Source organism: Brevibacillus formosus, from assembly GCF_003013405.1.
Classification (GTDB): Bacteria; Bacillota; Bacilli; order Brevibacillales; family Brevibacillaceae; genus Brevibacillus; species Brevibacillus formosus.
Map to the genome: position 1 here is coordinate 173609 of NZ_PXZL01000020.1, position 16552 is coordinate 190160.

Sequence of the window (16552 nt, forward strand, 5' to 3'; positions counted from 1 at the left end):
TCGTATGCAGTCATGGGCGTTTTGCTCCTTGGCGCCATTCCTTTGTTGGGAGAGAGTAGAAAAAGAAAAAACCAATCCCTCTAGGAATTGGTCTGATGAATATAAAATGGATACGTCCCGAGCTGACGAACTTGACAACCAATGGCTTCAATCTCCGCAAACGCTCCTGGCAACAAGACATCGTCCATCTTCTGCTCAATGTCGATGACAAAATAATAGCTTCCGAGTGCTTTCTTCGTCGGACGTGATTCAATGCGAGACAAGTTGACCTTCCTCCAAGCAAAAGCAGCCAGCACTTGATACAATGCTCCCGGGAAATCTTCCGGCAGCGTGACCAGTATCGTCGTCTTTTCCTTACGGGAAACCGGCAGATCAAGACTTTCCAGACCGACGAGGACAAATCGCGTGTAGTTATTCGAATAATCTTGAATTTGTTCACGCGCAAATTCCAATGGATAGATCTCTACATTTAATCGAGTACCAACAGCAGCCCACGGCTCTTCTGGGTGCTCACTCACCATTTTTGCAGCCAATGCCGTACTGTTTACCGTTTCGATCGCTGCTTCCGGCAAATTCTCACGCAAAAAGTTGTGGCTTTGTGCAATCGCTTGAGGATGTGACAGCACTCTCGTAATCGCGGACAAAGGCAATGGGTGCTCTCTTTTTGCCACCAGCAGGTTTTGCGTAATCGGCAGTGCGAGCTCCGCCAAAATGGGCAGATCTACTTCGTGAATGAGCCAATCCAGTGTAGAATTGACCGTTCCTTCAATGGAGTTTTCCATTGGTACGACACCATATGCCACTTCCTTTTTGGATACAGCGTCTAGTACTTCAATAATACTTGGGTACGGAACGAAAGACAGCTTTTGTCCGAGCGACAATATCCTCGCTGCTTCTTCGGTAAACGTTCCACGCGGTCCTAGAAAAGCAAGTTTCTTCTCCATGGCTACTCCTATCCACTATAGTCTATCTCTGATGGATTTCTACCTGTACGCCATTTTCGTCCGGTTGCAAGATCATCACGCGGTACGAGATGTCGTGCCCTTTCATCACTCTGTCCACAAATGCACGTAGCTTCTCTAATTTTTCATCCGAAGAGAAGAAACAGAGAATCGTCGGTCCAGCGCCGCTTAAAGCAGCCCCCAGTGCCCCGTGTTCAGTCGCTTTGTCCAGGATTTCGTCCAAGCCAGGTACAAGCTTTGCTCGATACGGCTGATGCAGCCGATCCGACATTGCCCTTCCCATCAGGTCGAGTCTGCCCTGTGCTAGTGCAGCAACTAGCAAACTACTATGACCCACATTATATACAACATCCTCTCTGCTGTACACCTGTGGCAAGACGTTCCGCGCTTTTTCTGTCGACAACATGAATTCTGGGATCACGACGAGAGTTTGCAACCCCGCTGGAGCAGAAAACCGCACATAAGGAATGGGGTCCCCTGGTTTTTCAGGCATCGTCGCAACAATGATGCCGCCAAACATCGAAGCTCCTGCGTTATCCGGATGCCCTTCCAGGCGTGTTGCCTTTTCAAACAATTGCTCACGCGTAAATGGTTCGCCAGCGAGATGGTTGGCCGCTACAAGTGCACCGACAATCGCAGCGGCACTGCTCCCCAATCCTCTCGTCAGGGGGGCCTCACTGGAAGCACGGATCGCGAGCTCAGGAATAGCGAGACCAGCGTCTTGAAACAATCCCGCCGCAACCTTGTAAAGAAGATTGTTTTTGTCCGTCGGTGTTCCTTGTAGCTCCTTGCCCATCATCTCTACTGTCGTATGATCACTGATTTCCATTTCTACGACAGAATACAACTGGAAAGCCATGCCCAGCGCATCGAATCCCGGTCCCAGATTCGCTGTCGTTGCCGGTATGGTTACTTTTACACGCCGTCCATTCATGATACAAATTCTCTCCCACTTTGACGAACCAGCTCCATCACAGCTTCATGTGTCGCCGGAACAGAACGCGGCTCTTCACCTACCAGCTTCAAAGCGATATTAGGATCTTTTAGTCCGTTTCCAGTCAATACGCACACGATCTGGCTGCCAGATTGGAGCCTTCCAGCTTCATGCAGCTTGATAATACCAGCCAGCGATGCTGCCGAGGCAGGCTCACAAAACACACCTTCACTCTTTGCCAGCAAATGATAGGCATGCAAAATTTCTTCGTCCGTTACACTATCGACGAGACCGCTTGATTTCGAAATGGCATTCAAAGCGCCATCCTTGCTCGCCGGGTTGCCAATGCGAATAGCTGTCGCAATCGTTTCAGGGTTGGCTACCGGTTCGCCATGAACCAACGGCGCTGCTCCCGCTGCCTGGAATCCGTACATCTTAGGCAAGCGGCTCGATTTTTTGGCTGCAAAATATTCTTCGAAGCCCTTCCAGTATGCTGTAATGTTACCTGCGTTGCCAACTGGAATGGCCAATATGTCAGGTGCGTCCGTCAACGCATCGCACACTTCAAATGCCGCAGTCTTTTGTCCTTCAATCCGATAAGGGTTTACGGAATTCACCAGTGTAATCGGCTCTTTCGCTGTTATTTCGCGAACGATATCCAGTGCTTCATCAAAATTACCATCAATCGCGATGACTTCTGCACCATAGGCGATAGCCTGTGCCAGCTTGCCCAGTGCGATATTGCCGTTCGGGATCAGGACAATGCAGCGCAATCCTGAGCGTGCCGCATACGCCGCAGCTGCTGCTGATGTATTCCCCGTCGAAGCGCACATGATTGTGTTGCTTCCCTCTTCTACCGCTTTCGCTACAGCCATGACCATGCCTCTATCTTTGAAAGAGCCGGTCGGATTAAGCCCCTCGTATTTGATGTACAGCTCCACCCCCAATTGTTTGGATAGGTTCGGGGCATGGATCAGGGGAGTGTTTCCTTCATGCAAGCTGACCAGCGGAGTTTTTTCTGTAATCGGGAGAAATTCCCGGTAACGTGCCAAGATGCCAGACTGTCGATTAAAAGCCATTATTTGTCTCCCCCTTCTACACGGTAGCAGCTCTGCACAGTTGATACGATATCCATCTGTTCCATGTAAGCCAGGACCGCATCCATGTCACTTTTTGAGGACATGTGTGTAATCATGATAATCTCTGCTTCCCGTCCGTTGTTGAACGGTTGCTGGATGACCTGCTCAAGAGAAATATTTTTGTCAGCCAACAGCTGTGTGATTTGAGCAAGAACACCGCGTTTATCTGCAACTACGATACGCAGGAAGTATTTCGAGAATTTTTCGCTGTCTTCTTTCAGTACTTTTTCTTTGTATGGAGCAACCATTCCGCGTCCATTCACTCCTAGCTTTCTGTTTTTGACGACAGTGACTAGGTCAGACACAACAGCGGTAGCAGTCGGCAATTCACCTGCGCCCGGCCCGTAAAACATCGTTTCTCCTACCGCTTCCCCATGTACGTACACAGCATTAAAGACGCCATTTACGGAAGCGAGTGGATGAGATTTCGGAACCAGAGTCGGCTGCACACTCACCTCAATCGCCTCTTCGTCACGACGAGCCAATCCGAGCAGCTTGATTTCATAGCCCAGTTGCTTGCCATAGGCGATATCTTCCTTGCTCACGGAACTGATCCCTTTTACATCCACATCTTCGAGCTTCATCGGTACACGGAAGCCCAACGTTGCCAGAATCGCCATTTTGCGGGCGGCATCAAAGCCCTCCACATCGGAGGTTGGGTCCTGCTCCGCATAGCCCAGTGCTTGCGCTTCTTTCAATACCTCGCTATATTCTGCGCCCTCTTGACTCATTTTGGTCATGATGTAGTTGGTCGTCCCGTTGACAATCCCCATCATTTTCGCAATACGGTCTGAGGAGAACCCTTCTACTAATGCGCGCAGGATCGGTATTCCACCTGCCACACTTGCCTCGTAGAAAACGTCACAGCCCTTTTCTTGTGCCTTCTCTAAAATTTCTGCTCCGTGCAACGCCATCAGATCTTTGTTGGCTGTTACTACGTGCTTGCCTCGTTCGAGTGCACCCAAAATGTATTCTTTTGCAGGGTGAATGCCGCCAATCACTTCTACGATGACTTCAATTTCTGGATCATCCAAAAGACTAGCAGGGTCAGTGGTCAGCACACCCTCCATGGATGAAATATTGCGAGATTTTTCCGCGTCCTGAACCAGAATACGGGACACCTCAATACTGAGTCCGGTTTGCTTTTGCAAATCCTCCTGATGTGCTTGAATAATGCGTACGACACCAGTCCCGACTGTTCCAAATCCCATTAATCCCAATTTAATGCTCTGCTTCTCCATTTCTCTCTCCCCTGCCTTTTTTTGATTTTTTTGCTTAGCCTCTACCGACGATCATCGCTTTGCGAACGCCTGGGATTAGCTGCAAGTTATCCAAAAACTCCGTGCTAGATACGCGAAGATTAGCCATATCGACTGACATGGATATCGTAGCAATCCCTTGAAGTGGAATCGTCTGATTGATGGTCAATACGTTTCCACCTTGATCTGCTACATAGGTGAGCACTTTGGACAAGTAACCTGACATGTGATCCAAAGAGAAAGTAAATGTCATAATTTTTTCGCTCATCATCGCATTGAACGGAAAAATGCCATCTTTGTACTTATAAAAAGCACTACGGCTCAATCCCACCCGTTCAACCGCTTCATTCACGGTATCCACTTCGCCAGATTCCAGCATCTTCTTGGCTTCAATCGTTTTGGCAATCGATTCTGGCAGGATGTCAGATCGAATCAAGTAGAATTTTTCTTCCTTTTTCACGCGCTGTGTCCTCCTGAGAAAAACAGTTGTTTCTTCATAGAGGACATTATAACGGAAAGCATGGAATGTGACAATCCTTATCCGTCACTTTTTTTCATCGGATCATATTTGGTTTACTTTGATTACATGAGGGGAAGCTTCTTCGCGCACAATAATGCGTATCGTATGGAGGAGGTGAAAGACAAATGGCCGGACGTGGAAAATCAGATAAATCGGAGCGCCGTAACAATCACCCAGCGGGTAAGCCAAGCAGTCTCGATCAGTTTGGCAATGACATGCGTGGCAAAAAGATGGCTCAATCCCCAAATGTGATTGAAGATCCGAACGGCAACGGATAAACAAACACAAAAAACCCGGGCATCATGATCCCGGGTTTTCCTAATTCGATTAGATTCGATTAGTATGCCAAAGAGGATAGACCGTTGATATGAGTCAAGTAGCGAACGTTACTTGCTTCTTTCATCAAGGTTGCTGGCAAGCCTTTCAACTTCAGTTGGCTTGCACCAATTGTTCCAATCGCGTCTTTACGGCCCAGGCTACCCAATGTACCGGAGAATACTGGTTTGAAGGTATCCATTTTGGTGCCGTTGAAGTGTGCAAAGAGATTGTATCCAACAACCTCACCCATTTGCCATGCCAATTGCGCAGTTGGAGGGAATGGACGACCTTCTGGCCCCATTACGACCGCACTGTCACCTGCAAGGAATACATCAGGGTGAGAAGTGGATTGCAGGAATTCTGTAACAGTTGCACGTCCGCGGTTTACTTCCACGCCACACTCAGCTACTACGCGATTCCCTTGTACGCCACCTGTCCATACCATTGTTTTGGTTTCAATGGTACCGCCATCTTTCAGGCAAACCGTGGTTTCTTTCATTTCCGTTACAGGTACGCCTGTCAGGAATTGAACACGGCGTTTTTCCAAGCTCGTTTTCGCACGCTCAACCAGGTCAGGAGCAAAACCAGCCAAAATGGAAGGACCTGCTTCTACGCAGTAGATGGATACGTCTGCAAAGTCTACGCCGTGTTTGTGGCACAGATTTGGCAACATATCAGCGAATTCCCCAACCAGCTCGATACCTGTCAGACCGCCACCACCTACAACGAAGGTAACATCTGCTTTATTTTTGCTCGTCTTGTATTCAATCACGCGCTCTTCGAGGTGTGCACGCAGACGATTTGCTTCTTCTACAGACTTCAGTGTAAAGCTGTACTCTTGCAGACCCGGGATTCCGAAGAATGCGGTTTCACTTCCCAGCGCAATTACCAAAGCATCGTATTTGATGGACTCGCCGCTCGCCAGTGTTACGCGTTGGGAATCGAGACCAATATTTTCTACCGTGTCTACCACGAGGTTAATCTCTTTGCCACGCAGCAATCTTTCCAGAGGGAGCGCCACGTTTTGTTCAGACAGGTTTCCTACTGCCAAGCGGTGCAGTTCCGTAATGATTTGGTGAGTAGGAAAACGGTTTACCACCGTGATCGACGCTTCTTCAGCCGTCATGTATTTACGTGCAGTCAATGCGCTGAGCAAACCGCCATAACCGCCGCCTAGAATCAGAATATGCTTCGCCATGCCCAATCCTCCGTCCTTGTCTTACATCCAAGTAATAAAAATACTAACGTTTTTGTTGTTGACGTTCTGCTGTTACTTCCAAGAATGCTTGTGCGAAACGCAATGTTTTTTGTACTTGCGGATCTTTGAGCATTTTGAGAATACCGAACAAACCGATCGTAGACTCTTCTACATGAACACGGTCATTGGCTTCAATGGCTGCTTGCGCAATACCTTTCGCTTTGTCAGAGATCGGTTTTACGAACTCTTCCATTCCGCCTTTAATGTCGTCGATCAATACATGATCATTTGCTACCGTTTGTACCAAATCATAGGTTTTGGTCAAAAGAGTTGTCAGTTCCGCCAATTTAGGCAGGTTTGCCACCAATACGTTGAGTGACTCTTGGATTTCTGGTTTCATCAACTGATCGAGTACATCTTGTTGCTGCGCTGGCGCCAGAGTAGCAGTGCTTGCTACTTCAGCAGCAGCTTGAGCTTGTTGCGTAGTTGTTTGAGACATAAAAAAAACGTCCTCCTTTGCTTTGGAATAGAGGCCTTTCATTCTCGATGCCTGTTCATACGAGTAACGGCCGCTATTCTCCCTTGAAATCCGGTAAAAAATTGTTTGTAACATTTTTCACAAAGTAAAGCAGACAACGGATTCGAATAATAAAAAGTGAATGATTTCACAAGTATTTATTCAGGAAAGCGTACACAACAAATCATAAAGTGAACAGGCACGATTTAGAACTCTATGTACTCTACTATATACCTTCTTCACAGGAACATCAAAGGAAAAAAAACCGCTTCCTTAGGAAGAAGCGGTAGTTGAGAGCTTTTTATAGTAATCTTTGATGATTTCATGGTGCTTTTCATTGATATCCGTAAAGATTAATTCAATGATTGTTTGCTTGTCTTGGAACGTTTTTTCCACGATTTTCGCCATCATGACGATCTCCTGCGCTTGCTTCGGTATCTTGAAAGACAAATGGAGAAAATCGCCCTTTGACACATATCCGTCCGTTCCCAAAACAAGACGGGTAGGAGAGAATTTCAGCAACACTGCCTCTCCTTTTTCTTCGATCGGTCTAGCTCCCATCACCTTGTAAGGGACAGAAATACCGAGATCTGGGGAGATGGGATCCTGCTTGCGCTGTGTAATTTCTACCCCTACACTAATCGGAATCATCCCTAAAAGCTTGATCGGCCAAATTGTTTGCTCTGAAACTACTTCCAAATCAATGGTGTTCACTGCCGCATCTGTTTCCCAACGAATGCGTACGGTTGATCCGAGAAGCTCTGCTTTCGTTTCAGGCTTCATCTCATAGGAAACTACGAGATAATTGGTCTTTGCATGTTCAACCAAAACTTGGACAGGTGTCTTCACCTGCTTGGAGATGATTAGCGGTAGCGCCGCACCGCGTTGGAGTCGTTTATCCCCCAAAAATGGGTTCAGTGATGGGATATCAATCATGTTTTTTGTCACTCCACAAAGTCAAACTCTAATTTGCCGATCCGAACGGTATCCCCGTCTTTTGCTCCCAACTTTCGCAGAGCATCATCTACACCCATGCTGCGCATTTGTCTTGCAAAACGCTGGGCTGCATCATAGCTGTTCAGATTCGTCATTCGTACGAGCTTCTCGATCTTCTCACCGCTGACGACAAACACTTCGTTGTCACGCGTAATTTCGAATGCCTCTGGTTCTTTTTCTGCTCGGAACACTACGCGCTCTTCCACTTCCGCAACTTCCTCGACAGCAGGCTTGTCCGGAATCGTCGCCAAGGTATCCCCGATCGCATACATCAGCTCTTGTACGCCTTGACGAGTTGCAGCAGAGATCTCGTACACCTTCACACCTGGAGCCTTTTCCTTGAAAATACGCAGGTTTTCCTCTGCTCCTGGCAATTCCATTTTGTTCGCTACTACAATTTGCGGACGATCTTCGAGCTTCAGGTTATACATAGTCAGCTCTCTGTTGATCTGCAAATAATCCTCGTACGGATCGCGCCCATCTACCGCCGCCATGTCAATCACATGGACGATCAAGCGTGTACGCTCTACGTGGCGCAGGAATTGGTGACCAAGACCAACACCTTCATGCGCGCCTTCAATCAATCCTGGCAAGTCAGCCATTACGAAGCTCTGCTCGCCCAAGTCCACAACACCCAGATTCGGTGTCAACGTCGTAAAGTGGTACGCCGCAATTTTTGGCTTCGCCGCTGTTACACTGGACAGCAACGTTGATTTTCCTACACTCGGATAACCAACCAAGCCCACATCTGCAATCAGCTTGAGCTCCATGACAATGTAACGCTCTTGACCTGGCTCACCGTTCTCCGAGATGTGTGGGGCTGGATTCGAAGAGTTGGCAAAACGAATATTGCCTCGTCCACCACGTCCGCCTTTTGCGATCACTGCACGTTGTCCCTGCTCCACGAGATCGGCAATCACTTCTTTGGTATCATCATCAATGACAGTTGTTCCCGGCGGCACGCGCACGATCATATCTTCCGCGCCTGCTCCGTGCTGAGATTTGTTGCGGCCATGCTCTCCGCGAGGTGCTTTGAAATGTCGTTGATAACGGAAATCTACCAGTGTACGCAGACCTTCATCCACGACAAACACGACATCTCCGCCTTGACCACCATCTCCACCCGCTGGACCACCTAGCGGTACGTACTTCTCCCGGCGAAAGGAGACGGCTCCGTTACCACCGTCCCCGCCTTTTACATATACTTTTACCTGATCGACAAACATGGTGTCACCTCTTTCATTCCGCGAATGGGACCACCAATTTCAGGACCCATTCTTCTTCCGTATGTATCCACTCAGTGACCTCCACCGTACTCTGTTCGCTTTTACGTATCAGCTTTTCCAATTCTTCCATTCCGGATGCACGAAGTACACCGGCAAGGTCAAAACGAAAATGAACGCCACGGTCATCCATCTGCAAGCTTACTTGCATGCTGGCTGCTTCGTACCCGCTCTGGTCTACATGATCGTTCACTGTGCATAATATCTCTGACACCAACTGAAACAAGTCTTGCTCGTTCAAAACTACTCGCGTGAGATCCACATGATTGCACACGTCTACTTCTAAAAGCAATTCATTGTTCAGTGCGTTAAATGTCAAGAAGAAGACGGACAACAAGGAGCTATTCAATCGGGCAACCATCGATTCCTGCATCGCCATCTGTGCGATGCGTTTCAAATGTGCCTCTCCTTGTTCAGTACGGTTCAAATGCAAATAGCCGAGCAGAACCTGAACATGGTTCAACCAGTCATGCCGCTGCCTGTTCAGAACGGTCAGCAGTTGGTCTGTCTGATGCGTAAACAGCCTCCGCTCGTCCCCCATCACATTCACCCAAGTCGATAAGAATATCTTTCCCATCTATTGTACCATAAAAAAACCTCTTTCGAGGCAAAATCATAGAAGAGCGACCGCGTTTTACTGGAAGTTTTTATGCGCTCCGGAATTTTTAAATTCCTGCTCGTTAAAAAAGAGCCGGACAAAAAGAAAACCCAGCTATATCGCTGGGTTTTTCTTAACAAATATTTACGCTTCGGAAGCAACTGGCTCGATCACAACTTGTTTGCGATCACGGCCCAGACGCTTGAAACGAACAACACCATCTGCAGTTGCAAACAGAGTGTCGTCTCCGCCTTTCATTACGTTCGCACCTGGGTAAATCTTTGTTCCGCGTTGACGAACGAGAATGTTACCAGCAGTAACGAATTGCCCGTCGCCACGTTTCACGCCCAGACGTTTGGAAATGGAATCGCGACCGTTCTTTGTGGAACCTACCCCTTTTTTCGATGCGAAAAACTGAAGGTCCAAGTTAAACAGCATGTTCATATCAGACACCTCCCTGCCATTTACGATCATTTACTTTTACGTATTTACCGTAATTCGCCTCAACCGACAAAAGAGCAATTACCATGCTCTCTGCCAAAAGCTGTTGTTTCTCGCGTGCAGTCTCATCATCCGAAGAAGAAAGACTCCACTTCAAGAACCCACCGCCTTCTTGTGCGACAGCGACATCAGGAGTGATGCCCGTCAAAGGTTGGATGGCGTTTAATATACCAAAGCTGATGCCTGATACAGCAGAACAAACGATGTCTGCCCCATAGGCACCCGCATTGGCATGTCCGGAAATACTAATTTCATGGATACCGTGCTGCGCACGGCTCACGATCACTTCAATCATAACAAGTCACCAATTAAGCGTTGATCTTCTCGATCACAACTTTGGTGAATGGTTGACGGTGACCTTGCTTGCGACGGTAGTTTTTCTTGGCTTTGTATTTGTACACGATAATTTTTGCAGCTTTACCGTGTTTTTCTACTTTACCAGTTACCGTTGCACCAGCTACTGTAGGAGCTCCTGCAGTAACTTTGCCGTCTTTGCTTACGAAGAGAACTTTGTCAAAAGTAACAACGTCTCCTTCGTTGCCAGCCAATTTCTCGATGAAGAGAACTGCTCCCTCTTCAACTTTGTATTGCTTTCCACCGGTTTCGATAATTGCGTACACTGTGTGCACCTCCTATACTCAGACTCGCCTTTACAGGTGCGTCGACGAGCGACGGCTTATGTACCTGATTCGTGCGGTTACAGTATGCACGAGGCATATCTGCATGACAACCATTAGGTTATCATAGATATAATAGCCCAGTCAAGTTATTTCGATTGTAAACGCTGTGCCTCTGCCCGATTTCCGACGTATCCAATTCGATACTCGTCTGGGCTCATAGAAGGGACAAGCCGCATATAGACATGGACAGGCCATGTAATTGCTTCTGCCCTTTCCCACTCTTCTATCGTGTCCAGCAATCTTGGCGGCATGTCCACGAGAACAGCCTCCGCCTCTTGGCTCTTAGCCAATGCGAGGACTTCGGCGTACAAACGCCGGAACAGCTCGTCTACTCGCCAAACTCTCCCTCGACCCTTGCATGCCTCACACGGCTCCGTCAACCGCTCCATCAGGCTCGCACGAACTCTTTTTCGCGTCATCTCGACTAATCCGAGCGAAGTCATTCCGAGAACAGTCGAAGGCACAGGGTCCTTCGCCAGCTCTTGTTTCAATCGCGTGATCACTCGCTCCTTATTGCTCTCTTCTTTCATGTCGATGAAATCAATGATCACGATGCCGCCGATGTCTCGCAACCGCAGATGCCGGGCAATTTCAGCTACCGCCTCCAGATTGGTCGCCGTCACTGCCTGCTCCCGCTGTTGCCCTCCCCCACCAGTGAATGAGCCGGTGTTTACATCGATGACCGTCATCGCTTCCGTCCTGTCGATGACCAAGGACCCTCCACTCTTAAGCGGCACTTGTCGATCACGAGCACGAATCAACTCCGCCTCGACACCCACGTAGTCAAAGAGCGGTTGTTTCCCCTGATACCAGCGAAGCTTCTCTTGTACTTCCGGAGCAAAAGCTGCCAACGCCGCTTTTACCTGCTGATGAATCGCCGCACCTTCTACCAACAACTCATCCATTCCGTTCGCCAAGCCATCTCGGAGCGCTACCTCGATCAAGTCTGCATCCTGAAAAATCCGCCCGGTCGAGCGCAGTCCCTCCGCTGTTCGCAGCATGTCCTGCCAACGATTGCGCAAATAGGTCAGTTCACTAATGAGTGTCTGCTCCTCCGCTTCCGCTGCTTCCGTGCGCAGAATACAGCCCTCCCCTTGCTCTACTGTCGAAGAGATCACCTGTTGCAGTCGTTTCCTTTTGGCATCGTCGGATATTTTCCGCGAAAGCGATATGCTTGATTCAGTCGGAAGGTACACCAGGTAACGCCCCTGCAAGCTGATCCGCATCGTGATTTTTGGCGCCTTCATTTCCATCGCCTCTTTACTCACTTGAACCAATACCTTTTGCCCTACGTGAACGCGTTCCGCAATACTTGGTTTCGCTGCTCCACCCGAGTCCACACCAATAGTGTCATCTACGTACAAATAAGCATTTTGACCTGTACCAATATCAACAAAGGCGGATTGGATACCAGGCTTCACATCTGCGATCCGTCCTTGATAAATGTCACCAACGCTCGCGTGTGCCCCCGCATCCTGTGTACGCCATTCCTGCAATTTCCCGTTTTCCAAAAATGCGATGCGGATGCTGCCACCTTGTGCACTGATCGCTACTTGCTTCACTGCCTTCACTCCTTATTCCCCGTGCAAACATTGCCCAAAAGAAGGATAACCGGGCTCATAGGAAGTAATCTAACATAGCTACCAAGTCAAGGTAAAGGAGAGAAACCATGATTCATGCTGGTGATCTTAAAATAAGAGCATTATCCCCCAACGATACCGCTCACCTAGTCAAATGGCTTTCTGACGAGCGCGTTTTGGCCTATTATGAAGGTCGCGATCGTCCACATGACGAGTCCCTCGTGCAGCAAAGCTTTTTTCCGGAAGAGGACGGTGAAACCCGCTGCCTGATTTTGTACACGGACAAACCAATTGGCTATGCCCAATTTTATCCACTCGATGCCCCGGAAAAACAATTGTATGGGTATGCAAAAGACGATGTTGTCTACGGCATGGACCAGTTCATCGGAGAGCCTGCTTACTGGAATCGTGGAATCGGCACTCAGCTCGTTAAAGCCATCCTCCACTATCTCCACACGGAAAAACGTGTACAAAAAGTAGCGATTGACCCGCAAGCCTGGAATGAACGAGCCCTCCGTTGCTACGAAAAATGTGGCTTTCGAAAAGTAAAAGAGCTTCCTCTGCACGAATGGCACGAAGGAAGCATGCGTGATTGCTGGCTGATGGAATGGATCGCTCCTGCTGATTAAGGACCAAAGACTATAGGAGCTTGCCCACTGCGGCATCGTGCTTTTGCTCAAACAAAAGGGCATGCAAAAGCTGTTCCTCTGCCAAGAGACCCGCCCCTTGCACGTAGAAGAGATGGGAGCATCCCCGCCGCAGCTTGTGCGAGACAGCTAGTACCGTTTCCTCGGGATGCACGCGTATCGCTTGAACAGCAGCTTCTTCTCGCTGCCGGTCGTACTTTTCCACCAGGAAGCGAAAAAATTGATAAGGAAACCGTAAAAATGCCTGAATGTTCAACACCAATAAATAAATCCCGATAACTGCTATGTTGTACTTCAACTCCAAGCTGGACATCCCCACCATGATCCCTGCAAACAGCGTACTCCCTGTCATCGATATCATCGTTGCCTGCCTATACGACATAAACCAGCATAGAACAGCCAACAAGATTCTCCCGCCATCCAACGGCCAGATTGGCAACAGGTTAAACAGTGCAATCGTCAAATTGCTTACCAAGAAAAAGCGGGCCCACTCTTCTGTCCATATCCCCATAAACCAAAACAAATACGAGGCAGCCATCATCACCATATTTAAGAAGGGCCCTGCGAGTGCCACGACAATCTCATCCATTGGATCTGTTGCGTACGAGTCTTCCATTGTCGCTACTCCGCCAAAGGGCAGAAGCTGCACTTCTTTTACGGACCATCCGAGCTCACGCGCCATCGCTACATGCCCCAATTCATGGATTAGCACGATGACAAACAACGTAATGACCTCCAAAAAATGGCCTGTCACCACGGACAAGCCAATCACCGCCCAAAATAGCAGATGAATGCGAAACCGAATGTCGAGCCAGCCTCCCCTACTCAAACGGAATCACTTCCAGGGGATTGACAAATTGCTCATTCACTTTCGCCCCTACATACAGATGACGTGATGTCTGATCCATTACCCGAGCGGTTCCTATGACTTTACCAGGTGTAAGAACCTCGTCCTTCGTCACCCCTATACTATCGAGATTGCCCAGCCATATTTCCCGCCCTTTGGTTAGACGAACAATCACTGTCGTCCCATAATCAGGCTTTTCACCGACAAAAGCAACCCAGCCCGCTTCTCCGATCGTGATTTGATCGTTCATTCCTGTATTCAGGATCACATTTGCGCTCTCTGGATCATAGGATCTTACGATTTTCCAGCTACTGGGGAGCTTCCACACAGCACCTGCGTCCTTCGTTGTGCTCGTGGCTGGCACGGCAGGCGGATTGGTAGGTATCGAAGGAAGCATCGTCGGAATCGGACCAAATCTCGCTTCATACCAGTCCGCTACTCCTGAAAAATTAAAATCCCGTGTCATGACTTCCCTCGCGGAGCTTTTCCAAGAGGCAGGGATCAGCGTTGTTTGAAACAATACATAAGCAGCACCAATCAACAAGACAGATGCTAAAATTTGCACGCCCCACTTTTCATGGGACGGTGGCTGGTCCATCAGATCGTTCTCGCGCGGCGAGTAACTGAATGGGTTTGGCGTTTCTTCGATCGGATCTTTCCAATCATCAACGTACGGAGTGTAGCTGTCTCGTGACTGTGATCGGATTCGTTCCAAACGCTCCCTCCGTCTTTCTTTTACACGATCTACTCTTTCAAACATGTCCATCCCTCCGCAGGCCAAGCCTTTAGTATCATCCTATGACTTGTCTACCTGCTTTATGACGGCCGTCCCCCCTCTCCAATGCCCAGCGTATCGGGTGGAAACACGCAAAAAAGACAGTCTCCCTATTGAGAGACTGCCTTTGAATCGTTAATTTTACAGTTTAGTTACGCTAGCAGCTTGTGGTCCACGGCTACCTTGAACGATTTCGAACTCAACCTTTTGACCTTCATCAAGAGATTTGAAACCTTCTGACTGGATTGCGCTGTAGTGTACGAATACGTCGTCGCCACCCTCAACTTGGATGAAGCCGTATCCTTTTTCTGCGTTAAACCATTTTACGATACCTTGTTGCATGAAACAAAACCTCCCTGAACATTACGCCCCACGAGGCGAAAGAGTGTAGCGTTAACCTCTTTTTTACAGATAAGCCTTTTGCGTCAAGGAAAAAAAGTCATACGAATTGCGATTGACAATTGGTGACGTCACTCACAATACGTACGACTCCATACCAATCAATCAAACACTATAACTTGTAAAAATGGTTAACTTAGGATGATTTTAGCATAAGTATTTGCATTTGTCACGCATTTCGTGAGTGTTCAAAAAGTCTTCGATTCAGCACGGAGAAAGTGGCGAGAACCTGAAGACTTTTTAAACAAACTCTTTAATCAAAACGCAACTTGTCCTTGCGCATCCCAATGTTGAGTACCACACCAATGATCAGAAAGTTGGTTACAAGCGAGCTCCCTCCGTAGCTAATGAACGGAAGCGGAATACCCGTAATCGGCATCAACTGAATCGTCATCCCGATGTTCTCAAAGATCTGGAAGGTGAGCATCCCTACGACACCCGCGACAACGTAGGCGCCGAACGGATCTTTTGCCTCCATGGCAATGCGAATCATTCTGTAAATCAAGACGAAAAACAAAATCATCAGCAATCCTGCTCCGACAAAGCCCAGCTTTTCTGCAATGACCGTAAAGATAAAATCACTTTCTCCTACCGGCACCCATCCAAAGCTCGCTTGTGTCGGCGTTTCAAGCCCTTTTCCGAACAGTTGCCCTGAACCGATAGCAATTAATGCTTGCTTGAGCTGGAAGCCTCGTCCCATCGGTTCAAGATCGGGGTTCATCCAAAAGACGATCCGATCCCATTGATACGGCTTGATAATCTTGAAAAAGATATCCTGCTTGTATTGATACAATAGTGTCATAGCGGCAAAAAAGCTGCCGACCAGTCCACCCATATACAATACATGCTTCATCCGTATACCACCAACGATTAGCATAGTGGCAAGCATACCCGTATAGACCATTGCGGTACCCAAATCGGGCTGAACCAAAATCAAAAGCAATGGTACGCCAACCAAGGCCATTACCGGAATCAGTTTGTAAAAGTAGTAAAAGCGGTCCGGATCGTTTGCCCTCTTGGACAAGAAGCGGGCCACCGTTATGATCGTGAACAGCTTCATCGGTTCAGAAGGCTGAAACAAGATAATACCAAGGTTATACCAGCTCGTCGTATTGTTAATGGGCTTCGTTTGAAATACCCCGATCAAAAGAATCAGACCGAGTGCATATAAGACATAAGCCATGTTGTGGAATAGGCGATAGTCAAATAGCAATGTCACACCCAGCACAATAAAGCCAATGACATACCAAAGGACCTGCTGATGCGCCTTATCTACACCTGCCGCAGAACCGGAAATCCCCAGATAACTGAAGATACCTAGGCCTGCCAAAATCAAAATGATGGTCCAGTCAATTGTTTTTAAATGACGTTTTTCCAGGTCCATCCGTTTCCTCCTAGA

Annotated in this window: 20 protein-coding genes and 1 other annotated feature; of the genes, 2 read left to right on the forward strand and 18 right to left on the reverse strand. The window is 48.2% G+C overall.

The annotated features are described in order from the left end of the window. Nucleotides 1-80: 80 nt before the first annotated feature. From pheA to C7R91_RS18840, 5 genes are read right to left on the reverse strand one after another with little or no spacing between them, the layout of a single operon-like run. Nucleotides 81-944, reverse strand: a complete 864-nt coding sequence (pheA, locus tag C7R91_RS18820) for a prephenate dehydratase (protein ID WP_047072789.1) — start codon at nucleotides 942-944, stop codon at nucleotides 81-83. Between the two features lie 22 nt (nucleotides 945-966). Then, entirely contained in the window at nucleotides 967-1896 is a 930-nt protein-coding gene (gene thrB / locus C7R91_RS18825) for a homoserine kinase (RefSeq protein ID WP_047072791.1), read from the reverse strand. After that, entirely contained in the window at nucleotides 1893-2975 is a 1083-nt protein-coding gene (gene thrC, locus C7R91_RS18830) for a threonine synthase (protein WP_047072792.1), read from the reverse strand. The genes thrB and thrC overlap by 4 nt, the downstream gene beginning before the upstream one ends. Then, on the reverse strand, nucleotides 2975-4276 hold the full coding sequence (locus C7R91_RS18835) for a homoserine dehydrogenase (RefSeq protein ID WP_047072793.1): 1302 nt from the start codon (nucleotides 4274-4276) through the stop codon (nucleotides 2975-2977). Before C7R91_RS18835 ends, thrC begins: the two co-directional genes overlap by 1 nt. 34 nt (nucleotides 4277-4310) lie before the next feature. Then, nucleotides 4311-4754, reverse strand: a complete 444-nt coding sequence (locus tag C7R91_RS18840; protein WP_047072794.1) for an ACT domain-containing protein — start codon at nucleotides 4752-4754, stop codon at nucleotides 4311-4313. 185 nt (nucleotides 4755-4939) lie between these two features. Between C7R91_RS18840 and C7R91_RS29425 the strand changes: the two genes are divergently transcribed. After that, complete coding sequence (locus C7R91_RS29425) at nucleotides 4940-5092, forward strand: hypothetical protein (protein WP_162837768.1); 153 nt, start codon at nucleotides 4940-4942, stop codon at nucleotides 5090-5092. Nucleotides 5093-5151: 59 nt separating this feature from the next. Here the strand turns inward: C7R91_RS29425 and C7R91_RS18845 are convergent, their stop codons facing one another. The 9 genes from C7R91_RS18845 to C7R91_RS18885 form a co-directional block, all read right to left on the reverse strand. After that, nucleotides 5152-6330: an NAD(P)/FAD-dependent oxidoreductase gene (locus tag C7R91_RS18845; RefSeq protein ID WP_047072798.1), complete on the reverse strand. Its 1179-nt coding sequence runs from the start codon at nucleotides 6328-6330 to the stop codon at nucleotides 5152-5154. Between the two features lie 43 nt (nucleotides 6331-6373). After that, nucleotides 6374-6829 (reverse strand): helical membrane plugin domain-containing protein, encoded by a 456-nt coding sequence (locus C7R91_RS18850; protein WP_047072800.1) that lies wholly within the window; start codon nucleotides 6827-6829, stop codon nucleotides 6374-6376. Nucleotides 6830-7120: 291 nt separating this feature from the next. Then, complete coding sequence (locus tag C7R91_RS18855; RefSeq protein WP_047072802.1) at nucleotides 7121-7783, reverse strand: PilZ domain-containing protein; 663 nt, start codon at nucleotides 7781-7783, stop codon at nucleotides 7121-7123. Between the two features lie 8 nt (nucleotides 7784-7791). Next, on the reverse strand, nucleotides 7792-9069 hold the full coding sequence (obgE, locus tag C7R91_RS18860) for a GTPase ObgE (RefSeq protein WP_047072804.1): 1278 nt from the start codon (nucleotides 9067-9069) through the stop codon (nucleotides 7792-7794). A 13-nt stretch (nucleotides 9070-9082) separates the two neighbouring features. Further along, a complete protein-coding gene (locus C7R91_RS18865; RefSeq protein WP_047072806.1) occupies nucleotides 9083-9667 on the reverse strand; it encodes a sporulation initiation phosphotransferase B in 585 nt (194 codons plus the stop codon). Between the two features lie 201 nt (nucleotides 9668-9868). Then, nucleotides 9869-10162 (reverse strand): 50S ribosomal protein L27, encoded by a 294-nt coding sequence (rpmA, locus tag C7R91_RS18870; RefSeq protein WP_005832382.1) that lies wholly within the window; start codon nucleotides 10160-10162, stop codon nucleotides 9869-9871. Between the two features lie 7 nt (nucleotides 10163-10169). After that, nucleotides 10170-10520: a ribosomal-processing cysteine protease Prp gene (locus C7R91_RS18875; protein ID WP_012685564.1), complete on the reverse strand. Its 351-nt coding sequence runs from the start codon at nucleotides 10518-10520 to the stop codon at nucleotides 10170-10172. 13 nt (nucleotides 10521-10533) lie between these two features. After that, a complete protein-coding gene (gene rplU, locus C7R91_RS18880; protein ID WP_047072807.1) occupies nucleotides 10534-10845 on the reverse strand; it encodes a 50S ribosomal protein L21 in 312 nt (103 codons plus the stop codon). A 10-nt stretch (nucleotides 10846-10855) separates the two neighbouring features. After that, nucleotides 10856-10934 (reverse strand) — a sequence feature (ribosomal protein L21 leader region). A gap of 57 nt (nucleotides 10935-10991) precedes the next feature. Then, nucleotides 10992-12467 (reverse strand): Rne/Rng family ribonuclease, encoded by a 1476-nt coding sequence (locus tag C7R91_RS18885; RefSeq protein WP_047072809.1) that lies wholly within the window; start codon nucleotides 12465-12467, stop codon nucleotides 10992-10994. Between the two features lie 107 nt (nucleotides 12468-12574). Between C7R91_RS18885 and aac(6')-35 the strand changes: the two genes are divergently transcribed. After that, nucleotides 12575-13114 (forward strand): aminoglycoside 6'-N-acetyltransferase AAC(6')-35, encoded by a 540-nt coding sequence (gene aac(6')-35, locus C7R91_RS18890; protein WP_047072810.1) that lies wholly within the window; start codon nucleotides 12575-12577, stop codon nucleotides 13112-13114. Nucleotides 13115-13124: 10 nt separating this feature from the next. Here the strand turns inward: aac(6')-35 and C7R91_RS18895 are convergent, their stop codons facing one another. The 4 genes from C7R91_RS18895 to C7R91_RS18910 form a co-directional block, all read right to left on the reverse strand. Beyond that, entirely contained in the window at nucleotides 13125-13961 is an 837-nt protein-coding gene (locus tag C7R91_RS18895; RefSeq protein ID WP_047072813.1) for a M50 family metallopeptidase, read from the reverse strand. Continuing rightward, entirely contained in the window at nucleotides 13954-14739 is a 786-nt protein-coding gene (locus C7R91_RS18900) for a M23 family metallopeptidase (RefSeq protein WP_047072815.1), read from the reverse strand. The genes C7R91_RS18895 and C7R91_RS18900 overlap by 8 nt, the downstream gene beginning before the upstream one ends. Before the next feature lie 156 nt (nucleotides 14740-14895). Continuing rightward, the gene (locus C7R91_RS18905; protein ID WP_005832370.1) at nucleotides 14896-15096 is read right to left on the reverse strand and encodes a cold-shock protein; all 201 of its coding nucleotides are present in this window, start codon (nucleotides 15094-15096) and stop codon (nucleotides 14896-14898) included. A gap of 310 nt (nucleotides 15097-15406) precedes the next feature. Continuing rightward, a complete protein-coding gene (locus C7R91_RS18910) occupies nucleotides 15407-16537 on the reverse strand; it encodes an FtsW/RodA/SpoVE family cell cycle protein (RefSeq protein WP_047072817.1) in 1131 nt (376 codons plus the stop codon). Nucleotides 16538-16552 lie beyond the last annotated feature (15 nt).